The sequence below is a fragment of the Thermogutta hypogea genome, from assembly GCF_055386265.1.
Map to the genome: position 1 here is coordinate 773,081 of NZ_AP042425.1, position 20,270 is coordinate 793,350.

Genomic DNA, 20,270 nt, shown 5'->3' on the forward strand with positions numbered 1-20,270 from the left:
CGATCCGATTCCCTCAACTCGGAGCAGGCGACGCCCGGCCCCTCTTGGGCGATTATCGTTGCTTTGCCTTCTCGCGATTCTGGTCGCATTGTTCGGGCGGTTGACTGCCGCGGCCGATGAATGGGAGATTACGCCGGCGAGCGAGGAGGCGCTGAATCGCGGCTTACGGTGGTTGGCGAGGAATCAGGGGCCGCAAGGAAACTGGTCCTCCAACGATCTTGGGTTGGTGAGCACGGGGGTTTTGGCATTTCTCGCCGCCGGGCACTTGCCGGATCGAGGCGAATACGGCGGGCAGGTGCGCCGCGCAATCGATTATGTGATCCGCGGCGCCGACACCTCCGGATTGCTCAACATCGCAGAGCCTCGCCGTGGGGTGTACAACCACGGGCTTTCCACATTCGTGCTGGGACAGGCTTATGGAATGACGCGCGACTCGCGGCTTGGCCCCGCCCTCGATCGCGCGCTCCGTCTGATTGCCGACACCCAGTGCGAGGACGGCGGGTGGGATTATGTTGCGGTCCGGCAGCGAGAAGGGCACGATCTGAGCTTGGCGGTGATGCAGGCCTTGGCCCTGCGCAGCGCCGTCGATAGCGGCTTGGACGTCTCGCCCAACGTGATTCAGGCGGCCATCCGCAGCGTGCGGGAGCATTACACGCCGTCCAATTGCCCGCGCGACGCCCCCGAAGAGGAACAGAAACGCCACCTCGGCCAATTCACGTACACGCGCGGCGGCGGCAATCCGTCCACGGCCATGGCCGCCGCGGGCGTGGTCTGCCTCCAAGAATTCGGTCAGTACGATGACTGGCGGATCAGCAAGAACGTCGAGGTGATCCGCAAGGCGGTGCGCGAGGCCGCATCGCCGGAGCGGGCGCGGCGGGAGAGACGGGCACCCTTTGATCCCTACACCCTGTACTATGTCTCGCAGGCCTTGTACCAGGTCGGAGATGAGCCTTGGCGGGAATGCTACCCCCTGCTGCGGGACGCCGTGGTAGCCTCACAAATCGAGGATCCCCAAAACCCCGCGCGCGACGGCATGTGGAGCGCTCAAGGACATGTCGGCGGCAAGCCGGGCGATTTGTACATGACGGCCGTTTGTTGCTTTGTTCTGGCTATTCCCAATCGTTACTTGCCCATCTTGCAGGAAGGGCGGATCGAGACCTTGGAAAAACGGTTTTCGGCCCCCACGCCTTAGGTCCTTATTTGCGGGCATTCCTTGGGAAGGCGTGCCCGGCTGACAATACCATGCGGCCCCGGCTGCGTAAGTCCGTTGCGAAACCTTCAATCGGAAGCGAAAAATGTTCGCGGCGCCATGGTTTCTGGCCGGAGGGTTGATCACGGTCGTTGCACTGACCGTCGTTCACCTGATGCACCGGCGGCGCTATCGCATCGTGCGCTGGGCGGCTATGGACTTTCTCTTGCAGGCCGCGCGCCGCAGTCGCCGCATCCTGCAACTTCGCGATCTGCTGCTCTTGCTGATGCGCGGAGCGTTTCTGCTATTGTTCGCGCTAGGCATGGCCAGACCCTATCTGCCGGGACAGTACTCCTTCGAACCGGGCGGTAGCGTTCATGCCGTGCTCATCGTGGATAACAGCCTCAGCATGGGCTACGGCGTGTTTGGAGGCTCGCTGTTGGACGATGCCAAGCGGCAGGCTGAGTCGTTCTTGCGGAATTTGCCGGCGGGAAGCCGAGCGACCGTCATCGCTGCCGCGGGTTCGCCCCGGGAATGGCTATTGGGAGCGTATCCGGAGTTGGACGACGCCGTGGCCGCAGTCCGTGGGATTGCCGCAGTCGATCGCACGCCCAACCTCGTTCAAGCTCTGGAGCACGCCGCCGAGGCTTGCGGTCGGGTCCCCAGCCCGGCGACCAAGCGGATCATCATCTTTTCGGATTGCCAGCGGACGAACTGGGACGACGCGAGGCTCCGCTCCGCGGCCCAAGGACTCGGCCGCCCGATCGAAGTGCGAGCGGTCCGGCCGTCTACGCCGAGCAATGCCTGGGTACAAGCCGTTTTCTTGAGGGACCGGTTCTGCACCCGGCAGGAATCCGCCGTTTTTGTGGCCGAGATCGGGTTTTCCGGTGATCGGCCGCGCGAGGGCGTCGAAGTCCGGCTGTGCATCGAAGGCATGCCGGCGGCATCGCAGGTGGTGGATCTGCAACCGAATCAAGTGCGAGAGGTGCTCTTTCCGCCCGTGCCCATACCGGGAACCTCCGCCCCGGAAGGCGTGGAATGGGTCACGGCGAAGGTGGCGCTCACCCCCGACGCCTTGACCGCCGACGACGCGCGCACCGTTCTCGTGCCGGTGTTTTCCGCCTTTCCCGCGATCTTTGTCGATCAGATCGGGCAGAACGAGGTGGTCGCGGAAGACCGGTTGGGCGAGACCTATCTGCTCCGCCGATTGTTGGCGGCGAGCGAGGGCGAGGGTTCCCCCGGCCTCGACCCGTTGTGGACGTCCGTCACGCTCGATCGCTTCCGACGTGAGCTTTTGGCCGAGGCGAGACTGGTGGTTGTGGCAGGGGTGCAAGCACCGGGGAAGGCGGCCGAGCTCCTGACCGAATATGCCATCCTCGGGGGGAACGTGCTAATTGCGGCGGGCGGCGAATTCGACCCCGCGGCATGGAATCGCGATACCTGGGAGTCGGGGCTGCCCTTGTTACCGGCTCCGCTACAACCTCTTCCTTTCGACGCCCGTACGATGAACGGCGGGGGCTTGGAGGGAGTCTTGCAGTGGGACGCGGCGTCCCTTCAGGATGAGTGCTTTCGCATCGAGGGTATGACTGCGGAAGAGCTTTCGGCTCTCTATCACACGCCTTATTTCTTCCAAATCGTCGAGCCGGACCTGGATGCCGCTCGGGTGATTCCGTCGCCAAAACCGATCACGGCGGCCTCGATCGAACCTTGGTTGAGTTGGCGGAATGCACAGCGGACGCCGAAGATTGCGATCTCCGCACCGAGATCGCGCCCCTCGACGGAGGTGAGTGACGCCGGAATTCTTGATGTGCGACACGCCGCCTCGGACCTCGATGAGCAGGGCGGGGAGTGGACCGCGCCGCGCGTGGCGGCCCGATTCACGAACGGCTCGCCGTTCCTTATCGAACGGCGGTTGGGGCGCGGGAAGGTGCTTTTGCTGACCAGCGGTATTGCCCGGGAATGGAATACCCTCGCCGCGACGCCGGCCGTCGTTGTTCTGGATCGACTTTGCCGCCGATTGATTGAAGAAACCCTGGAACGGCGGAACCTTTCGACCCATGATTCGCTCACCGTAACGATTCCGGCTGCGTTCCGCGGCGATCCATGCCGGATGATCAAGCCGGATGGAGCATCGGAGCCGGTGACTACCGGTGCGCTGGGGACCGGGCAATGGGGGGCGGAAATCGGTGCCTTGCCGCGCCAGGGAGAGTACCGACTTCAATGGTTCGATGGGGCGGTGTCGGCGGAGGCGGACGGCCGGGCGCTACCTGCCGCACCGCGCACGGAGTTGCGATTCGCGGTCGCCTGTCCCGCTGAGGAGTCCGATTTGCAATACCTGGATGATGCTTCGCTGTCACAGACTTTGGATGGGGTGTTGGTCGCGGCTGCCGGCGACAACGCCGATCGTACGCGATCGTCGGGGCTGTGGCGATACCTGATATTTGCGGGGATGCTCTTTCTCTTGGCGGAATCCCTCTTCCTTGCCTTTCCTCGGCGGGAGGTGCGGCCATGAACGTCCCCGCCATGCTTGCTCGTTTCCTCGGAGTGTCTTCCGGAAGCATCGAACATATTCGCATCGGCTGGACCGCGCCCTGGTTACAGAGCGGATCCGGCCGACTGGCGATCGCGGTCTTGGCCGTTATCGGCTGGGCCGTGTATTTCTACTACCGTCGCCAAAAATGCGCCCGGCCGCTGACGCGCCTGACGCTGACCGTCCTCCGCGCGACGGCGTTGGTCTTGGTGGTGACGATTTTGGCCGAGCCGGTCGCGGTCATTCGCCTGGCCAAGCCGATTCGCCCCGCCGTGTGGTTGCTGCTGGACGACACCCAAAGCATGGCGATACGCGACGCGTGGTCGCCCGCAGAAGTTGCGGATTTGGCTCCCCTGATTCGGGCTTCGACGGAGGCTTCCAAGATTGCGCCTCGGGGCGGCGATGCAACAACGGGCTTCCCCGCACCTTCGCGCTTAGACTTGCTCCGCGGGCTGTTTGCGGCGAACGATGGGGCATTCTTGCGGGAACTCCGCGGACGCTGCCGCGTGCGTCTGTTTCGGTTCCACCGCGCCGACGGCGTGGATTACCTGGACTTGGGAGACGGCGAGACGAAGGGGGATGCGTCCGCTGAGAATGCCGACCTTGTCGGACAAGGGCTTGCCGCGCGGGGCGGAGTCACGGCGCTGGGAGCGGCGCTGACCGATCTGGCACGCCGCAAGAACGGTCGGGACCCGGCCGCCGTCGTGGTCTTTAGCGACTTCAATCAAAACGCCGGTCCGTCGCCGGAATCCGCACTCCTCGGCCTCGGCGTTCCCGTTTACACGGTGGGGCTGGGCAAAGCCGAAGCCGAAGACATCGTCCTGGAAATGCAACTGCCGCCCCTCATGAAAAAGGGCGAAGCGGCGTCGATCCGCGTGGTCCTTCGCAATCAATTGTCGGCCGGTCGCCAAGTAACGGTTCGGCTTGGGGTTCGCCCGTACGGAACCGCAGGGACGGCGCCGGTTGCCGCCGCCGAATCGGGCGGCGACGTTGCTCGGGAGACGGAGCCGACGCACACCATCGGTGAACACACCGTCACCTTGACCGAAGAGGTGCGGACGCTGGAGTTTCAGTACACACCGTCCGATGTCGGCCGCTTCGTATTCGAGGCCGAGGTGGATTCGCTCCCGGAGGAAAGCGTCACGGAGAACAACCGCGTCGTGCGCGATAATTATGTTCGCGATTACTTCCTGCGGTTGTTATTCATTGAGGATGAACCGAGTTGGGAATGGCGATTCATCAAGGAGGTGTTTCACCGCGATCCCTTGGTCGGTGCGGAGGGATTCCGTACGTTTCTCCGCTCCGCCGACCCTCACGTGCGCGAACGGAACCCGCTGTTTTTGCCCGTCTTGCGAATGCCTCGTCCGGAATTCTTCTCTCATGACGTGGTCATCCTCAGCGACGTACCCGCGAGTATGTTGACGGACGGGTTTTGCGAGCAGTTGGAGCAATTCGTATCGCAATTCGGCGGAGGGTTGGTCGTGTTGGCCGGACCTAGATTCGGCCCCGGGCAGTGGGCGCAATCGCCGTTGGAGCCGATGCTCCCGGTGCAGGTGTCACCGCAAGCGCGGCTGCGCGATCGTCCGTTCCCACTGATTCGTACGCCGGAAGCGGCCTTGACGGATTTTATGCAATTGGGGGATAGCCCGGAAGAGAACGAAAAGGCGTGGGCGAACCTGGGCGGCGTACCGTGGTACTATCCGGTGGAGCGTGTCCGCCCGTTGGCCGGAGTCTTGGCCGCGCATCCCACCGACCTTTGTTTGGACGGCAAGACGCCCCAACCGATCGTGGCGATTCAGCGGTACGGACGCGGTGAAGTCGTCTATATCGGTTTCAATGAGTGGTGGCGTCTGCGGCGAAAATACGGCGACCTTTACTACCGTCGATTCTGGGGTCAACTGATTCACCGGTTGGCGATGCGGCATGTGCTGGGTACGCAAAAGCGTTTCGTCGTGCAGACCGATCACGCGCGCTATCAGACGGGCGACGAGGTGCTGTTGACCGTGGAGGCCTACGACGCCGATTTCCAACCGCTCTCGGAAAGCCGGGTGCCGGGCGGCGTTTTGCAGGGCGTGATCAAGCCGACGACGCCCAACCTGCCGCCGGGAGGCGAACGCGAGATCGCCTTGACGCAAGTTCGGCCCGGCCTGTTCCAAGCCCGATTTCCCGTCTTCGAGGAGGGCGAGTTTGCGGCCGAGGTGCTCGATCCTCTAACGCAGGACTCAGCGGCGGTGGAATTTCAGGTCGCCGCTCAATCCATCGAGATGGCTGCGGCGACGCGGAACCGCGATTTGCAAGAGTCATTGGCACGGGCGTCGGGGGGCCGGAGCTACGAGATCACGGAAGCGATGCGACTGCTTGAGGATTTGCCGCAAAACCATCAGACGGAGACGATCGTTGAGGAAGTCAGCCTCTGGAATAGCTGGGCGGCGTTTTTGGCGGTAACAACCGCGCTGCTGGCGGAATGGTTCGTTCGGAAATGGGCGCAAATGGCATGAACGATTTGAGACCGCTTCACGCCCTGCTGCAACGGATCGGCCGGCGCCGGCGCCGGCTGCGTGGGCTGATCGGGGGAAGCGGCATCATCGCCGCTGTTTCCGCGGCCTGGCTCGGACTGTTCGCGCTCGACTGGGGATTGCAATTGGGCGGAATGGAGCGGGCCGTCGCCATGCTCTTGGCCGCCGTCGCGCTGGGCTGGGCCGTGCGAAAATTCGTGCTTCCCGGGTGGATGTCTCGCGAGTCCGAGTTGCACTTGGCGCTCCTATTGCAAAAGCGAGCCGGGATCGACACCGATCTGGTCGCCGCCCTGCAATTCGAGGCCGCGGAGGCCGGGCGCTGGGGTTCGCCGGAGCTGCAAGCGGCGGTCATGCGCCGTGTTGCGACCGCGACGCCCTCCTTGCCGCTGCGAGAGGACATCCCCGGGCGAATCGTGGGTCGCCGCGTGATTGTCGCTGCTGTGGCGCTGGCGTCCGCGGCGGCCGTCGCGCTCGTCTTTCCCAGGCATACCCGGGTGTTTCTCGATCGTTTGTTGCTGCGATCGGCGTCGTATCCCACGGCGACCCGGATCGACGAAATCCGCATCGCCGGGCAACCGGTCCGCTTGGATCGGTCGCCTCTGGAGGTGCGCTGCCCTCTAGGCGCGGCCGTCGATTTCCGTGTCACGGTTTCGGGACGCGTCCCGCAAGAGGGGCTGGTGCAACTGTCCGCGGTGGCGGCCCGCCAAAGCAGCCGCCTTCCTCTGTTGCCGGAGAGCGGGACCGCGGGCAGGTTCGCCGGTAGTTTGCCGCTTTTGACCGGCGATTGCGAGTGCCGCATCCGAATCGGGGATGCCTCCGCCGGACCCATTGTCCTGAGTCCCGTCCACCCGCCCCAGGTGCGGTTGGTCTTCGAGATCCGCGAACCGGATTACGGCGACGGGACGGATCGAATTCGACGCCGGCAGGAGGACATCCTTCAGATGACGGTCCCGGAAGGATCCTGGGTTCAACCGTGGCTCGTGTCGGATCGGCCGTTAAGTCGTGTCGTGCTGCATTTTGGGGACGAAGTGACGGATCTCCGCCTGGTCGCCGAGCCGACTCCCGCAAATGAGGGAACGGAGACGCCGGCGGCGAATGACGTTCGCGATGGGCGACGGCCAGGGATGACCCCCGAATACTGGTGGACGCCGGAAGCGATTCCCAAGGCGCTTGCCGATGTCACGGAGCCGGTCCGTCTCGAGTTCGTGGTGGAGGAGGAAGCCGGTTCATCGCCTGTCACGATTGAAGCCGTTCTTCGTCCACGTTTGGACCAACCGCCGCGAATTCTTGCGGAATCACGAATCTCGCTGGTGCTGCCCCGGGCCAGGCCGACCATTCTCTGCCGCGCCGCCGACGATCGGGGACTCGTGCGAATCGATGCGCGAGCGGAGCGTGTGCGGCCGGATGGAAGCACGGAGATCCTTCCCACGTGGACGTTATGGGAGGCGGAACGGCAGGTACAACGGGAGTTGGTAGAGCGATTTCCTTTGGACCTTTCCATGACGGGAGCAGCCAAAGGCGATCGGATCCGGGTATATCTTACGGCGGTGGAGCAGGGACGCGGCGGCCTGCCCGGCCGGAGCATCGAATCAACACCGATCACGCTGGAAGTAACGGATGAGCAAGGGATTCTGGCCGCCATGGCCGAGTTGGATCGAAAGTCGGCCGACCAACTCCAGCAGATGATCGACCGACAATTGGAAGTCGGAGGTTCGCCATGACAGCCGGTCGCCGCAATCTCCCGATCGCCGAGCCTTTCATGGTTGCCCGCGACGGCGGACGCCATGGTTCGCAAAGTCGATGTCGGACAGTCTGCTTGGCCCTGAGTTTGGCGTGGATGCTTGGGCTTGTGCCTTGTCTGGTTATCCGCCCGGTTGATGCGCAGGTGTCGTCTTCCGACGCCGCGCGCGAGACGGCGCGCAAGAGGGTCGCGCAGCAGCAGGTCCGCGAACTGGCCAAGCGTTTGGTCGGCGAGCAACTGGATTTGCAGATGCTCCAATTGCAGGAAAACGGTTTGGACGACCTGCCCTTGTACGCCGAGCTGGCGGAGATGCGGGCGAATCTGGACTCCTTGGTCGAGATTCACATGCAGGCAGTCGTCGCCTTGCTCAATCGGTTGCAATCCGGCGACGCCGTTGATGAAAGAGAACTGCTCGCGCTTGCCCGCGAAAAGAGTCGTGAAATCTTGGTGAGGCTCCTGGTGGAACGGCAACGGTTGTTGCGTCGTCTGAAGATGGCCGAGTTGGAATCGCAGGTCGGGCGTCTCATCGAACGACAAACCGCCGTTCGGGACGCAACCGCCGGCCTGCCGGGTTTAGCGGAATCGGCCCGCCCTTCGGCCGCTGTGGATTGCCGCGAGGATCAAAGAGATATTACGGTCTTGTACGCTCAGATGACCGCATTGCTGGAAGACGTGGCCGGCTGGGACGCGGAGATCGGCCGGGAAGCGGCCGCCGCTCTCGCTCTTTTGCGGGAACAAAAAGGCGAGACGGAACTGGCCGCGGCCGTGCAGGGCCTCGCTGACGCGAATTGGTCGGTTGCGGTTGAGCATCAGAACCGGGCCATCGAAACGTTCGAGCAATTGCTGGCCCGCCTGCGAAGCGTTTCGGGGCTGCTGGAACGGAGCGAGCCTTCCGAACGGAACGCCGCCTTGGAAAGGTTGGCCGCCAGGCAAGAGGAGTTACGGCAGCGAACGGAATTGGAGGCCGCCCATCCCGAGACCGCGAACCGTTTGGTGGAGGAGCAGTTGGGTATCCAAAAAGACCTGGAAAAGACCGGTGCGAATCTTCCGGGTGCGGTGCGGGAATCGCTGGAGCGCGCTGCCGACGCCGCCGGCCAAGCCGCCGAGCAACTATTTCAAGGGAATGCCGCAGAGGCAACGCAGTACCAGGATCAAGTTCTCGCGAACATCGCGGAGGCCTTGGCCCGGCCCGTCGAAGGAGCCGCTTCGGAACCGTTGCCGGCCGCGTCGGGGTCGCAGCGCGATGCGCTGTCCGATCTGGAAGAGGCCGCTCAGTCGTTGCGGCGGGCGAGGGAGAAGCAGAGCCTGGCCTCGGAATCCGCACGCGACAATCGTATTTCCGAAGCGGCCGATCTGGAGCGACAAATCGCAAGCGAGGTCGCCTCCATTCCCGATGGCCGCACTTTGCCGGATCACGTCCGATCCGCGATAGAAGAAGCGGCGCAAAAGGTCGGCGAGGCGGCGGAATCCCTCAGCAAGCCGGGCCCCGATGCTGCATCGAGCACCACCGCCGCGAGTGCGTCCGATACTCCCGGGCAGCGAGAACCTTCGGATGTTTCCCCCGGGGCTGCCGCGCACTCACCGCGCGAGGACGAAGGTGTTGCAACGCCCTCAGCCCAATCGCGACCATTAGGCTCGGAGTCCAAGCCGTCGTCGGAGATAACTCGATCGGCGGAACAATCGCTGGAAAAGGCGCTTTCCGTGGTGGAAACCGAGCTGGCGGACCTTGCGCGGCAACGGGCGGCCGGCGAAGTCGTCGCAGCGGCGAGGGAAGCCTTTCGTGCGGCCGCGAACGGGGCGGATTCCTCGCCTTGGTTCGAGCAGGCGAGGCAAGCGGCGCAGACGCTTGCCGATGTTACCTCGCACCAGTTGCAGGAAGCGCGGAACGCGGCGGAGGCGGTGGAGCGTCACTTGAACACCAATCCGCTTGCGTCCGCCCAGGCGTTACAGCGGTTGGAAGAAGCCCGATCCGCGCTCCTCGAGGCCGCCGCCGCGCAACAGAGGGCGGCCGGAAGACCCCAAGCGGCGGAGGCCATCCTCCAGTCCGCAAACAAGCACGAGGCCGTGGCCAAGGCCCGCGACGCAGTGCAAGAGATGGCGTCAGAAGATTCCGGGCCCGACAGCGGCGATGCCGATACTTCCCGGGAGCCGTTTACGGAAGACCTGTCCGACATCGGGACGCGGCGCAATAGCCGCTCGCCGGCCTTGGCAAAAGATGACCGGCGTCGAGCCGACCAGTCGCAGGTTGTCGAGGCGTTGGACCGCGCGAGAGACTCGCTTCCGCGACAGCCTGATTCGCCGCAGCTTGCCGCGGCGTTGGCGGCCGCGGAGTCGGCTTCTTCCGCGGCGCGACAAGCACTCGAGCAATGGCCGGCCGCCCCCGACTCCGGGTTGCCGCCGGTCGCATCCCTACAACGAGATGCCGCTCAAAACATCGCCGCGGCGGCCGAGAACGTGCAAGAGGTCATGCGGCAGATGGAGGAGAATGCGCGACAGGAACTGGCACGCAGTCGTGAAGCCGCGCAGGCTTTGGTCGAGAAGGCGATTCCCGTGACGCCCCAGGCCACCGAGTCGCTGCATCAGGCGGAGTCGGCGGCTGCCGAGGGAGTGCAAGCGGACGCCGTAGCCGCCTCCGCGGCCCAAGCGGCATCCCACGGAAAGTTCATGGACGCCGCGGCCGCCGTGGCCGCTCGGGAGATGCAATTGAAGCAGGCGTTGGAAGCGGCGCACCGTTTGCCCGGCTTGCTTACGCCGGAGGCGATGACCGCGCAAGTCGTGGATCCGAACGCGGCGCAGGATACGTCCCCGTCGCCCGCAGCGGATCCGGTCTCGGCCGCCTTGCGTGCGGTTCAGGAGCTGGCTGCGACGGCCGCGAATCCGTCAGCGGCTCCGGCCTCATCGCTTCCGAGCGCCGCCGTGTCGCGAACGGACGCCGGGGAAAGCTCGTCCCTGCCTTCCGCCCCTACGACGGCGGCCGGGCAAGCCGACGGGCCTCCCGCCGGAACCCCGCCGAGCAACGGTGATGCCGGTCGCCGGCCGGCATCTCAATCGACGGTTTCCCAAGGGCGCGGGGGCGAGTCCGGCGCCGCGAACCCCTCGGAGTCGGTGAGCGGCGATCCGCTTTGGATGCCGCAGCTTCCGCCCGACGTCCGCGCCGCGATTCGTGCCGCGGCCGAGAGTCCTCCGCCTCCCGCTTACAAGGAGCGTTTGCGCAACTATTTCAAAAACGTCCAATAAACGCACAACATCCAACGAGGTCGCCATGAACCAACCGGAATTGAGTGAGGGAGACGTCGCGCGTGTTCATCGATGCCATCAGACCTATCTTCGCCTGCGGGAAGAATTGGCCAAGGTGATCGTAGGGCAGGAACGTGTCATCGAGGAGGTGCTGATCGCCGTATTGGCCCGCGGCCATGCACTCTTGGAAGGGGTACCGGGTCTGGCCAAGACGTTGCTCATCAGCTCGCTGGCCCAGGCGACGCACTTGACCTTCAAGCGCATTCAATTCACGCCCGATCTCATGCCCAGTGACGTGACCGGCGCCGACATCATTCAAGAGGATCCCACGACCGGCGAACGCGGCTACCGTTTTCTGCCGGGACCGATCTTCGCCAACATGATCCTCGCCGACGAGATCAATCGTACGCCGCCGAAGACCCAAGCAGCCATGTTGGAGGCCATGCAAGAGCGGCAGGTGACGGCGGGCGGCAAGGTTTATCCTTTGCCCGATCCCTTCTTCGTATTGGCGACGCAGAACCCGTTGGAACAAGAGGGAACCTATCCGCTGCCCGAGGCGCAGCTCGACCGCTTCCTGCTGTACATCCACGTGGACTATCCTTCCGCCGCCGAAGAGTGGGAGATCGCCCGCCGTGTTACCGCCGGCCGCCAAGCAGGCCTCGAATCGCTGCTCACCGGCGATGACTTGATTCAGTTCCAAGAATTGGTCACCCGCATTCCCGTTGCGGACCAAGTTTTAGGCTACGCCTGCACCTTGGTCCGGGCAACGCGACCGGGATCGCCGGAAAGTCCCGACTTCGTGAGCCGTTGGGTTGCTTGGGGAGCCGGACCGCGCGGTCTGTTGACCTTGATCATGTGCGCCAAAGCCCGCGCCGCGATGCTCGGGAGATACCACGCCACCATCGGTGACATCCAGGCCGTCGTCAAGCCCGCTTTGCGTCATCGTCTCGCCGGCAATTACGCGGCCCAAGCGAACAACCTCACGAGCGATCGGTTGATCGAAATGTTGCTGGAGGCGATACCCGCCGATGTTCCTTACGAGCGGCCGGGCGGCGATCTTTCACTCGCCCATACCGCGGGGCGTTGACTGCCGCTTCCCAGCCTATCCGGGCGAATCCGCAGAGGAGAGGAAAAACCGTGTCGCAAGGTGTTTTGGCAAAATTCATCGACGCACAAGCCCTCGACCGCATCGCTCGGCAGCGTTGGGAACCGCGGGGCTTAGTCCAGGGTAATCTGGCGGGCGGGCATCGTTCGCCCCTGGCAGGCTTCGCCGTCGAATTCGTGGGGCATCGCCAATACGTTTGGGGAGATGATCCGAAGTACATCGACTGGCGCGTCTACTTCAACCGCGATCGTTTGGTCGTCAAACAATACGCCATGGAGACGAATTGCGTCTGCCATTTCGTGCTCGACGCCAGCGCCTCCATGACGTACGGCTCGAACGATGAGCAGAAACTACGCTACGCCGCGCGATTGGCCATGACGCTGGGGTACTTCATTCTGAACCAAGGCGACAAGATTTCGCTGGCCACCTTCGACGACAAGCTCTTGGCCTTCATTCCGCCGGGGAACTCGCCTGCGCAACTCGTGCGGATGGCGGGCCATCTGGAGTCGCTCGAGCCCCGGGAAAAAACCCACATCCGCCGCGCCCTCACCGAAATCAGCGAACACTTCCATCGACGCGAGATTGTGGTGTTGCTGAGCGACTTTTTTTGTGATTTGGCGGACTTGGAAAAAGCAGTGCAGCAATGGCGGCACCAGCGGCACGAGGTGGTGTTCTTCCACGTGTTGCACCACGATGAATGGGCCTTCGAGTTCGAAGGGCCGGTGAAATTCCTGGGATTGGAATTGCCGGATGAGTTGTTGACCAGGCCCGAGGAATTGCGGCCCTTCTACCTGCGAGCCCTCCACGACTTTCAAGAGCGGTTGGCCTCGATTTGCCAACGCAATGCCGTGGAATACCTCCCGGTCGATACCAGCCGCTCGCACGCGGATGTCCTGGCCGACTACCTCATGCAACGCTCGCGATTCCATCGTAAGCGTTGACAGACGGCTTCAACCGTCGCGGATGCGTGCGAACGCGGAAAGCAACCCCCTTTGACACACGGACGCGGCTTTTTTTATAATCATCTTTGAGCGTTGCAAATAGGTAGTTCCGCGAACAAACCTCGGGACGCTTTGATTGGCGTTTCGCGGACGCCGTCGACCGTTCGATGGCGGCGAAGGCGTTGCGAATCGTTTCCGCGGAGAGGCGGTTCTCGGCGGCCTGAAGCGGAGCCGACCGGCGTTTTCGTTCGGGAAGCGGCGGCGGATAAGGTCGTCGTAGCGATCAAGCGGTGCGAAGAATCTTATTGAAATCGGACAGGTAGCTCAGTTGGTAGAGCACTGGACTGAAAATCCAGGTGTCGGCGGTTCGATCCCGCCCCTGTCCACTGTCGGCGCATCGTTTTCGCAATTTCGCGTCCGGAATGAGCGGTCGCCCAGCTTGCCTCGGATTCAATATCCGGCGGTCGTCGTCTTTGTCGCCGGGTAGGCTTGTCTGCCGGTACCGTCCTAGTGATCGCCGCGCATATGTTGCGGGGCGTCGAAGTTCTTTGCGAGCAAGCGCTCGCGATAGGACGCGGCCGCGATGCTCTTCGATGTGCGATTTCTTAGCGCCGGCGCCGCGCACCATGAAGTCCGCGGGATCGAGCCGGTCTAGCGGGGCGCTCGATGCCGACGGCCGCATTTTCGCCGCCGATGGCCGTGGGGCCGAGCTTACGCGCCCAGGTCCCTTCTGAGATCGGACAGATCGGTTCGCAAGGCTTGGACTTCTTCCTTGAGAGCTTCCATCTCCGCCCGGATCGCTTCCAATTGTCGTTCCAGCTCGTGAAAGCGGCTTTCCGGCATGGCGATGGGGCCGGCCGTCGGGATCCTTGATGCAGGCTGGGGCGACGCGGCTTGGGGTGATCGTGCATCGCTCACGATCGCACGAGGCGGCTGAGGGGAAGCGGGGGCTCCGTCCGGCTCGTTCGCCTCGCACCAGGCCGCGGAGACGGCCCGAAATTGCGCGCGAATCCGCTCCAGTTCCTGCGGCAAATGAAAGGAATGGGTTACCGTGTGGCCTCGTCCGGGCGGCGTCAAACGATGAAGCAAGCCCTTCTTTTCCAGACCGTCCAACACGATGCGAAGGGCCGGTAGATCGGGAATCGATTCCATCCGCGAGACATGGGATCGCAGTTCGCCTTCCGTCTGCGGACCGCGGAGAAGCAACTCGCAGAGGACGCTGAGTTCCAACTTATCGACGCCCAGCCATTCATAGGCGTAATGGCGATACTTGTCGACGCGACCGGAACCTTGGATGATGCCGACCGCTCCAAGCCGGCGCAACGTTTCCAGAGCCGCTTCCGCGGCGGGTTCGTCCACCTGCATCACGGGGTCGCGATTGCTTTTTTGATTGCCGGCGGTGATGATGGCATTGAGTGTGAGGGGATAGGCGGCAGGCGTGGTCTTGGCCTTTTCGATCAGGACGCCGAATACACGCCGTTCGACGAGGCTCAACGTGCTTTTGCGGCCGGGATAGTCTTGGCGTTCGCCTGCGGTGTCGCCGTCACTCATGGATATACCCTCCACTTTTTCAAGGACCATCCGGATGCGCACTATCGGGATCGCTTGAGGGGTTTCAGGTCCGTCTTGGAGAGGATGAATTTGATTCGACCGATTCGACCGCCGAAATCCACGACGGCCTTGCGATTTTCGCCGCTTCCGCTGAGCGCCACGATTCGACCGACTCCGTGCCGGGGGTGGGCCACCAGCATATCCTGGGCATAATCGTCGGTACGGTTAGGGCCGGAAAGGCCGGAGCCGACCAATGCGGCGGCGGTGGTTAGTTGCGGGCCTCGGCCGTCGCCCGCGCGGCGGAAGGGCGGCTCCGGCCGTTCGGAGGTCCGTGTGGGACGCGACGCGGTTCCGGCGAGTTCGGCCGCTCGCCCGTGCATTTGCAGGCAATTCGTGGGCAGCTCCATGAGGAAAGGGCTGGGAATGGTCAGGCGGCGCTGGCCGCGGAAATCCCGCATCATGGCATAGCTGATCTGCAATTCCTCCATGGCGCGGGTCATACCGACGAACATCAGCCGCCGCTCTTCCTCCATCTGATCGTTCGACTTGAGGCTCCGTTCGTGCGGCAGAATGCCTTGCTCGACGGCCGTCAGGAAAACCACGGGGAATTCCAGCCCCTTGGAGGCATGGAGACTCATCAGGGTGACGCGATCATCGCTTTCCCACGCATCGACGTCGTTGACCAAGCTGACTTCCTCCAAGAACGCGTCCAATCCGCCCGGCTCGGGGTGCTGCTCGTCGAATTGACGGGCATACGTGAGCAGCTCTTCGACGTTCGCCAATCGCTCCTGATCTTCCTCGGCGGACGATTTGCGAAACATCTCGCGATAACCGGTTTCGGCGAGAATGCAACCCAGCAGTTCCTCGATGGGACCGCCGGCCGCCGCAGCCAGTCCGTCGATCAGCTTGATGAACTGGGCAAGTTTGCTCGCCGCCCGCGATTGCAGGCCCGGGATACCATCCGCCCGGGCCAGGGCGGTCCAAATGTCCCAGCCTTTTTCCCGGGCGAACTCCACCACGTGCGTGATGGTGGTGTTCCCGATGCCGCGGGGCGGGTTGTTGACGATGCGAAGAAACGCGGCTTCGTCCCGCGGGTTTTGGATGAATTTGAGGTAGGCGACCAAATCCTTGATCTCGCGCCGCTGAAAAAACTCCACGCCGTTGACGATTTGGTAAGGGATGTTGCGGCGACGGAGCGCGAGTTCGAACTCGCGCGAGAGGGCGTTAACTCGGTAGAAGATGGCGAAGTCGCGGGCGCGGCGGCGGCCCTCTCGAAGCGCGGATTGGATGCGGCTCGCCACGTCTTCCGCCTCTTCCGTTTGATCGCGGTAGGCGACGAGACGCACGTCCGCCCCCTCGTCGTTCAGGGTGAAGAGGTCTTTCCGTTTACGCTTCACGTTATGCGCGATCAGACCGGCCGCCGCCTGCAAGATCTTCTTCGTGCTGCGGTAATTCTGTTCCAGTCGCACCACGCGAACGTCGGGAAAGTCGCGTTCGAACTCCAGGATGTTGTTCAGATCGGCGCCGCGCCAGCCGTAAATCGACTGGTCGGGGTCCCCCGTCACGGCGAGATTGGGGTAGTCGACGGAGAGTGCGCGGGCGATGGCGTACTGAACGAGATTCGTGTCCTGATACTCGTCCACCATGATGTAGCGGTAGCGGGCGTCCAGATCGCGGCGAAGTTCCGGATTGCGCTGGAGCACGACGGCGGTGCTGAGGAGCAGATCGTCGAAATCGACGGCGTTGGACCGGCTCAGCCACCGTTGATACAGCGGATAGACCTTTTGCACGATAGAACCCATGGGGGAACCGTCGCGGGGACTGTATTCGTGGGACTGGATGAACGCGTTCTTGGCCCAACTGATGGCGGCGGCGACGGCATCCGGCGTATAGTTCATCAGATCGACGCCGGCCTCCGCGATGACGCGTCGCAGCCCCCGCAGCGAATCCTCCTTGTCGTAGATCGTGAAGTTGGCTTGCAGTCCCACGTGGCAACCGTGGCGGCGGAGAAATTGGGCCGCAAAACGATGGAAGGTCCCCAGCCAGACGCGGGCGCCGGGCGCCAATTGTTCGACGCGGCTCGCCATTTCGGCGGCCGCCTTGTTGGTAAAGGTTAGGCCAAGGATTTGGCCGCCGGGAATGCCCCGGCGAAGCAAATAGGCGATGCGATGGGTGACCACCCGGGTCTTTCCGCTGCCCGGCCCCGCTAGGATGAGAAGCGGTCCGTCGACATGCGTGACCGCTTCGCGCTGAGCGGGAGTCAGACCCGACAATAAATCGGCGTCATTCATGGATTGGTTCGGTCCGTTGTCTTCCGGTGCCAACGGCGCTATTCGCTTGGAGGTGGCGGCCGCCTCTGGAACGGACGATCGTCATCCGACTTTGTCGCGATTGGCTTGGTAGAATTGCAGCATGAAATCGCGGAGGGCGACCACACCTTCCCACGGCATGGCGTTGTAGATGGAGGCGCGGCAGCCCCCGACGGAGCGATGTCCCTCCAGGTTGTGCAGTCCGGCCTTCTTCGCTTCGGCCAAGAATTGCTTCTCGATCTCGCCGTTCGGGAGGCGGAAAGCGATGTTCATCGCGGAGCGGCTGCCGGGCGCCGCGTGCACGGTGTAAAAACCGCCGCACGATGCGATCGCATCGTACAAGAGGGCCGCCTTCTTCTCGTTGAACTCTTTCAGCTTTTGAAGATCGCCGAACTCTCGCAAGACCCAATCGGTCACCAGCTTGACCATGTAAACGGCGAAGACGGGAGGCGTATTGAGAAGGGACTTGTTCTCGGCCAATTGGCGATAATTGAGCATTACCGGCAAGTCATTGGGGCAGCGCTCCAAGAAGTCTTTGCGGATGATGACGACCGTGACGCCGGCCGGCCCCAAATTCTTCTGAGCGCACGCGAAGAGGATTCCGTAACGGCGGATATCGACGGGGCGGCTGAGCAGCTCCGACGACGCATCGCAAACCAGCGGGATCCCGTTCGTTTCGGGTTCGCGTGGGAACTGGACGCCCGCGATCGTCTCGTTGGAGCACAAGTAAACGTAAACGGACTCCGGGTGGATGCTCAGTTGGTCGTCCGTCGGAACGCGATCGTAGTTGGTGGCTTTGCCGTCCCACGCGACATGGACCGTACCTTGTCCCGCCGCCTCCGCCGCGGCTTGCTTGCTCCACGTTCCGCTCACGATGTAGGAGGCTTTTCCGCCGGTATTGCGGAGGAAGTTCATCGGCACCATGCCGAACTGCAATTTGGCGCCCCCCTGAAGGAACAGAACGGCATAGTCCTCCGGGATCTGCAAGAGCGTGCGGAGATTGCGCTCGGCCCCCTGAATGATCTCGGTGAAAGCCGCCGAGCGATGGCTGATTTCCAGAATCGACATTCCCACGCCGGGCAAGGCCATGAGATTCTTTTGGGCCTCTTCCAGGACCGGTTCGGGCAGCACCGCCGGACCGGGCGAAAAGTTATAGACACGCTGGGCCATCGAGGTCTCTCCTGAGGTCTTGGATTAGATTATCAGCCGATTGCGTTGCAGTCTCTCGAAGGGGAAGCGGATCGGCGGGACAAAGCCGTGGTTTCGCGCGAGCCGGTTCGGCCACGGTACGAGGTCACCGTATCCCCTAAAGATAGGGAGCAGCTCACCGAGGTTCGCGGTCCCGGTCGGCATCACGCCGCGCGTCCGCACTTCGCTAGGGTATCCGCCCTCGGCGGGTTCTGCAATTGGGGGGAAAACGGAGCCGTAGGCTGGTCGGCAGGGATTGCTAGAGTTATAGATCCCGACACGTGCGGGCTGTTCCCGGGCAGAAGCGGCGCGGCCGCAAGCGATCGATCTCTGCTCACAGCGGCCCCTTGGACACGAACACGGTCAGATGCCGACGCCCGGGGGTAGGATCGGAGATTTAGGCGAACAAGCGGGTCTCGGGCTTTCCCTTGCCGTCCTCAGTGACGTAAAAAGGACGTCGTTCGACCTCCAGCGCCGTCCGCGGCGATATGCCCATGGCGGTATAAATCGTGGCGTGGAGGTCGGTGACGCTGATCGGGTCTTTGACGGCCATGCAGGGTCTTTCGGGTGCGGATTCGCCAAAGACCTTGCCCCGGGCGATGCCGCCGCCGAACATCAGAACCGAGCTTGCCCCCGTGAAGTGGCGGTGCAGTCCATAATGAATCATCTCGCCCATCACATCGGCCGGCGCGCGTGACTGGTCCTTGGCGTTGCTTCCCGGCACGCCCTCCACGAGCATATCGCGGCTGAATTCACTGGCTAGAACAACCAGCGTGCGATCGAGCAAACCCCGTTCCTCGAGGTCGCGAACCAACCTTGCGACCGGACGGTCGATCAGCTCCTTCATCTTGGCGTAGCGTGTGTGGCCGTTTTCGTGGGTGTCCCAGCCTTCGAACGGGACGTATTCCGTGGTGACTTCAATGAATCGAGCGCCGGCCTCCGTCAAGCGACGGGCCAACAAGCAGCCCAAGCCGAAGCGGCCGGTGTTGTACTCGTCGTAAACATCCTTCGGCTCCAGCGATATATCGAAGGCTTCGCGCTTGGGAGAGGCCAGTAAGCGGTAGGCGCTCTCCATGGCCCGCAGAATCGATTCCCGATGGAAATCACCCGCCTGCACGTACCTGGGATCGGCCTCGGCCAATTTTCGATAGAAATGGTATCGGTTTTCGAAACGTGAGGGCGTCATGCCGTGCGGCGGGCGGACCGCCTCCGCTCCCTGTTCGGGATACGGTATGACGAAGGGGCCGTACTCGCCTCCCAGAAATCCGGCCGTGTGGAACGCCTTCAGTTCCTCCTTCTCGCCGATCCCTTCCAGTCGCTGACCGATCACGATGAAGGGAGGCATGGCGTCGTCGCGAGGGCCCAGCAGGCGCGCCATCCATGCCCCCATGTGCGGCGCAGCCACCGTCTGAGGCGGTACGTAGCCCGTGTGCCAGTGATACTGATGCCGGGAATGCAAGATGTGCCCCAAATCGGGCAACACATGGGAGCGGATCAACGTCCCGCGATCCAAGACTTGGGCGATGTTTTCCAGTCCTTGAGAGATTTGCACGCCCGGCAAGACGGTGTCGATGGCGGGAAACGTGCTCAGAATCTCCGAGGCGGGCAGCCCGACTCGGAAGGGAGCGTAACGTTTGGGGTCGAAGGTGTCCGGAGCAGCCATTCCGCCCGCCATCCACAAGAGGATGCAGCAGTCTGCCTTGGCGGACGGTTGGTTGCCTCCCGCGGCGGCAGACTTGCTCTCAGCCTGCGGGGACGCCCAAACGCGAGGTTCTCCCATCGTCAAGGTCATCGCGGCGGCGGCCGAAGCCCAACGCACAAAGTCGCGGCGCGTCCAGCGGCGTGGGTCTTGTCCAAGCCGGAGTTCCTCATGATTGAAATTCATCGCTCTTACTCCCTGCGCATCGATAGTTTCCGTCGCTCCGACGTCGCGGCGGATCCGTTATCAATGGGAAACGGCAAG

At 63.1% G+C, this 20,270-nt stretch carries 11 protein-coding genes and 1 tRNA gene; 8 read left to right on the forward strand and 4 right to left on the reverse strand.

Features of this window, described 5'->3' with window-relative positions; translation table 11 throughout:
- The first annotated feature begins 58 nt into the window (after positions 1-58).
- The 8 genes from ACZ5B4_RS02615 (at position 59) to ACZ5B4_RS02650 (ending at position 13,645) form a co-directional block, all read left to right on the forward strand.
- Positions 59-1,192, forward strand: coding sequence for a prenyltransferase/squalene oxidase repeat-containing protein (locus tag ACZ5B4_RS02615; RefSeq protein ID WP_464912890.1), 1,134 nt, complete (start codon positions 59-61; stop codon positions 1,190-1,192).
- Between the two features lie 103 nt (positions 1,193-1,295).
- Entirely contained in the window at positions 1,296-3,701 is a 2,406-nt protein-coding gene (locus ACZ5B4_RS02620) for a BatA domain-containing protein (protein WP_464912891.1), read from the forward strand.
- Positions 3,698-6,217, forward strand: a complete 2,520-nt coding sequence (locus ACZ5B4_RS02625) for a hypothetical protein (RefSeq protein ID WP_464912892.1) — start codon at positions 3,698-3,700, stop codon at positions 6,215-6,217. The genes ACZ5B4_RS02620 and ACZ5B4_RS02625 overlap by 4 nt, the downstream gene beginning before the upstream one ends.
- A complete protein-coding gene (locus ACZ5B4_RS02630; RefSeq protein WP_464912893.1) occupies positions 6,214-7,956 on the forward strand; it encodes a hypothetical protein in 1,743 nt (580 codons plus the stop codon). Before ACZ5B4_RS02625 ends, ACZ5B4_RS02630 begins: the two co-directional genes overlap by 4 nt.
- Complete coding sequence (locus ACZ5B4_RS02635) at positions 7,953-11,213, forward strand: coiled-coil domain-containing protein (RefSeq protein WP_464912894.1); 3,261 nt, start codon at positions 7,953-7,955, stop codon at positions 11,211-11,213. Before ACZ5B4_RS02630 ends, ACZ5B4_RS02635 begins: the two co-directional genes overlap by 4 nt.
- 25 nt (positions 11,214-11,238) lie before the next feature.
- Positions 11,239-12,300, forward strand: coding sequence for an AAA family ATPase (locus tag ACZ5B4_RS02640; protein WP_464912895.1), 1,062 nt, complete (start codon positions 11,239-11,241; stop codon positions 12,298-12,300).
- A gap of 50 nt (positions 12,301-12,350) precedes the next feature.
- Positions 12,351-13,259, forward strand: coding sequence for a DUF58 domain-containing protein (locus ACZ5B4_RS02645; RefSeq protein ID WP_464912896.1), 909 nt, complete (start codon positions 12,351-12,353; stop codon positions 13,257-13,259).
- A 313-nt stretch (positions 13,260-13,572) separates the two neighbouring features.
- Positions 13,573-13,645 (forward strand) — tRNA-Phe (locus ACZ5B4_RS02650).
- A 325-nt stretch (positions 13,646-13,970) separates the two neighbouring features.
- On the opposite strand, the gene ACZ5B4_RS02655 is transcribed toward ACZ5B4_RS02650, so the two are convergent.
- From ACZ5B4_RS02655 to ACZ5B4_RS02670, 4 genes are all read right to left on the reverse strand, one after another.
- The gene (locus tag ACZ5B4_RS02655; protein ID WP_464912897.1) at positions 13,971-14,810 is read right to left on the reverse strand and encodes a DUF480 domain-containing protein; all 840 of its coding nucleotides are present in this window, start codon (positions 14,808-14,810) and stop codon (positions 13,971-13,973) included.
- 41 nt (positions 14,811-14,851) lie between these two features.
- A complete protein-coding gene (locus ACZ5B4_RS02660; RefSeq protein ID WP_464912898.1) occupies positions 14,852-17,101 on the reverse strand; it encodes an ATP-dependent helicase in 2,250 nt (749 codons plus the stop codon).
- A gap of 81 nt (positions 17,102-17,182) precedes the next feature.
- On the reverse strand, positions 17,183-18,289 hold the full coding sequence (serC, locus tag ACZ5B4_RS02665; RefSeq protein WP_464912899.1) for a 3-phosphoserine/phosphohydroxythreonine transaminase: 1,107 nt from the start codon (positions 18,287-18,289) through the stop codon (positions 17,183-17,185).
- 415 nt (positions 18,290-18,704) lie between these two features.
- Positions 18,705-20,192 carry a DUF1501 domain-containing protein gene (locus ACZ5B4_RS02670; RefSeq protein ID WP_464912900.1) on the reverse strand — a complete coding sequence of 496 codons (1,488 nt, stop codon included), beginning with the start codon at positions 20,190-20,192 and terminating at the stop codon, positions 18,705-18,707.
- Positions 20,193-20,270: the final 78 nt, after the last annotated feature.

What these genes read in the sequence shown, in the direction of transcription:
- ACZ5B4_RS02620 (WP_464912891.1), top strand. Translation starts at nt 1,296, where the DNA reads ATGTTCGCGGCGCCATGGTTTCTGGCCGGAGGGTTGATCACGGTCGTT.
- ACZ5B4_RS02625 (WP_464912892.1), top strand. Translation starts at nt 3,698, where the DNA reads ATGAACGTCCCCGCCATGCTTGCTCGTTTCCTCGGAGTGTCTTCCGGA.
- ACZ5B4_RS02630 (WP_464912893.1), top strand. Translation starts at nt 6,214, where the DNA reads ATGAACGATTTGAGACCGCTTCACGCCCTGCTGCAACGGATCGGCCGG.
- ACZ5B4_RS02635 (WP_464912894.1), top strand. Translation starts at nt 7,953, where the DNA reads ATGACAGCCGGTCGCCGCAATCTCCCGATCGCCGAGCCTTTCATGGTT.
- ACZ5B4_RS02640 (WP_464912895.1), top strand. Translation starts at nt 11,239, where the DNA reads ATGAACCAACCGGAATTGAGTGAGGGAGACGTCGCGCGTGTTCATCGA.
- ACZ5B4_RS02655 (WP_464912897.1), bottom strand. Translation starts at nt 14,810, where the DNA reads ATGAGTGACGGCGACACCGCAGGCGAACGCCAAGACTATCCCGGCCGC.
- ACZ5B4_RS02660 (WP_464912898.1), bottom strand. Translation starts at nt 17,101, where the DNA reads ATGAATGACGCCGATTTATTGTCGGGTCTGACTCCCGCTCAGCGCGAA.
- serC (WP_464912899.1), bottom strand. Translation starts at nt 18,289, where the DNA reads ATGGCCCAGCGTGTCTATAACTTTTCGCCCGGTCCGGCGGTGCTGCCC.
- ACZ5B4_RS02670 (WP_464912900.1), bottom strand. Translation starts at nt 20,192, where the DNA reads ATGAATTTCAATCATGAGGAACTCCGGCTTGGACAAGACCCACGCCGC.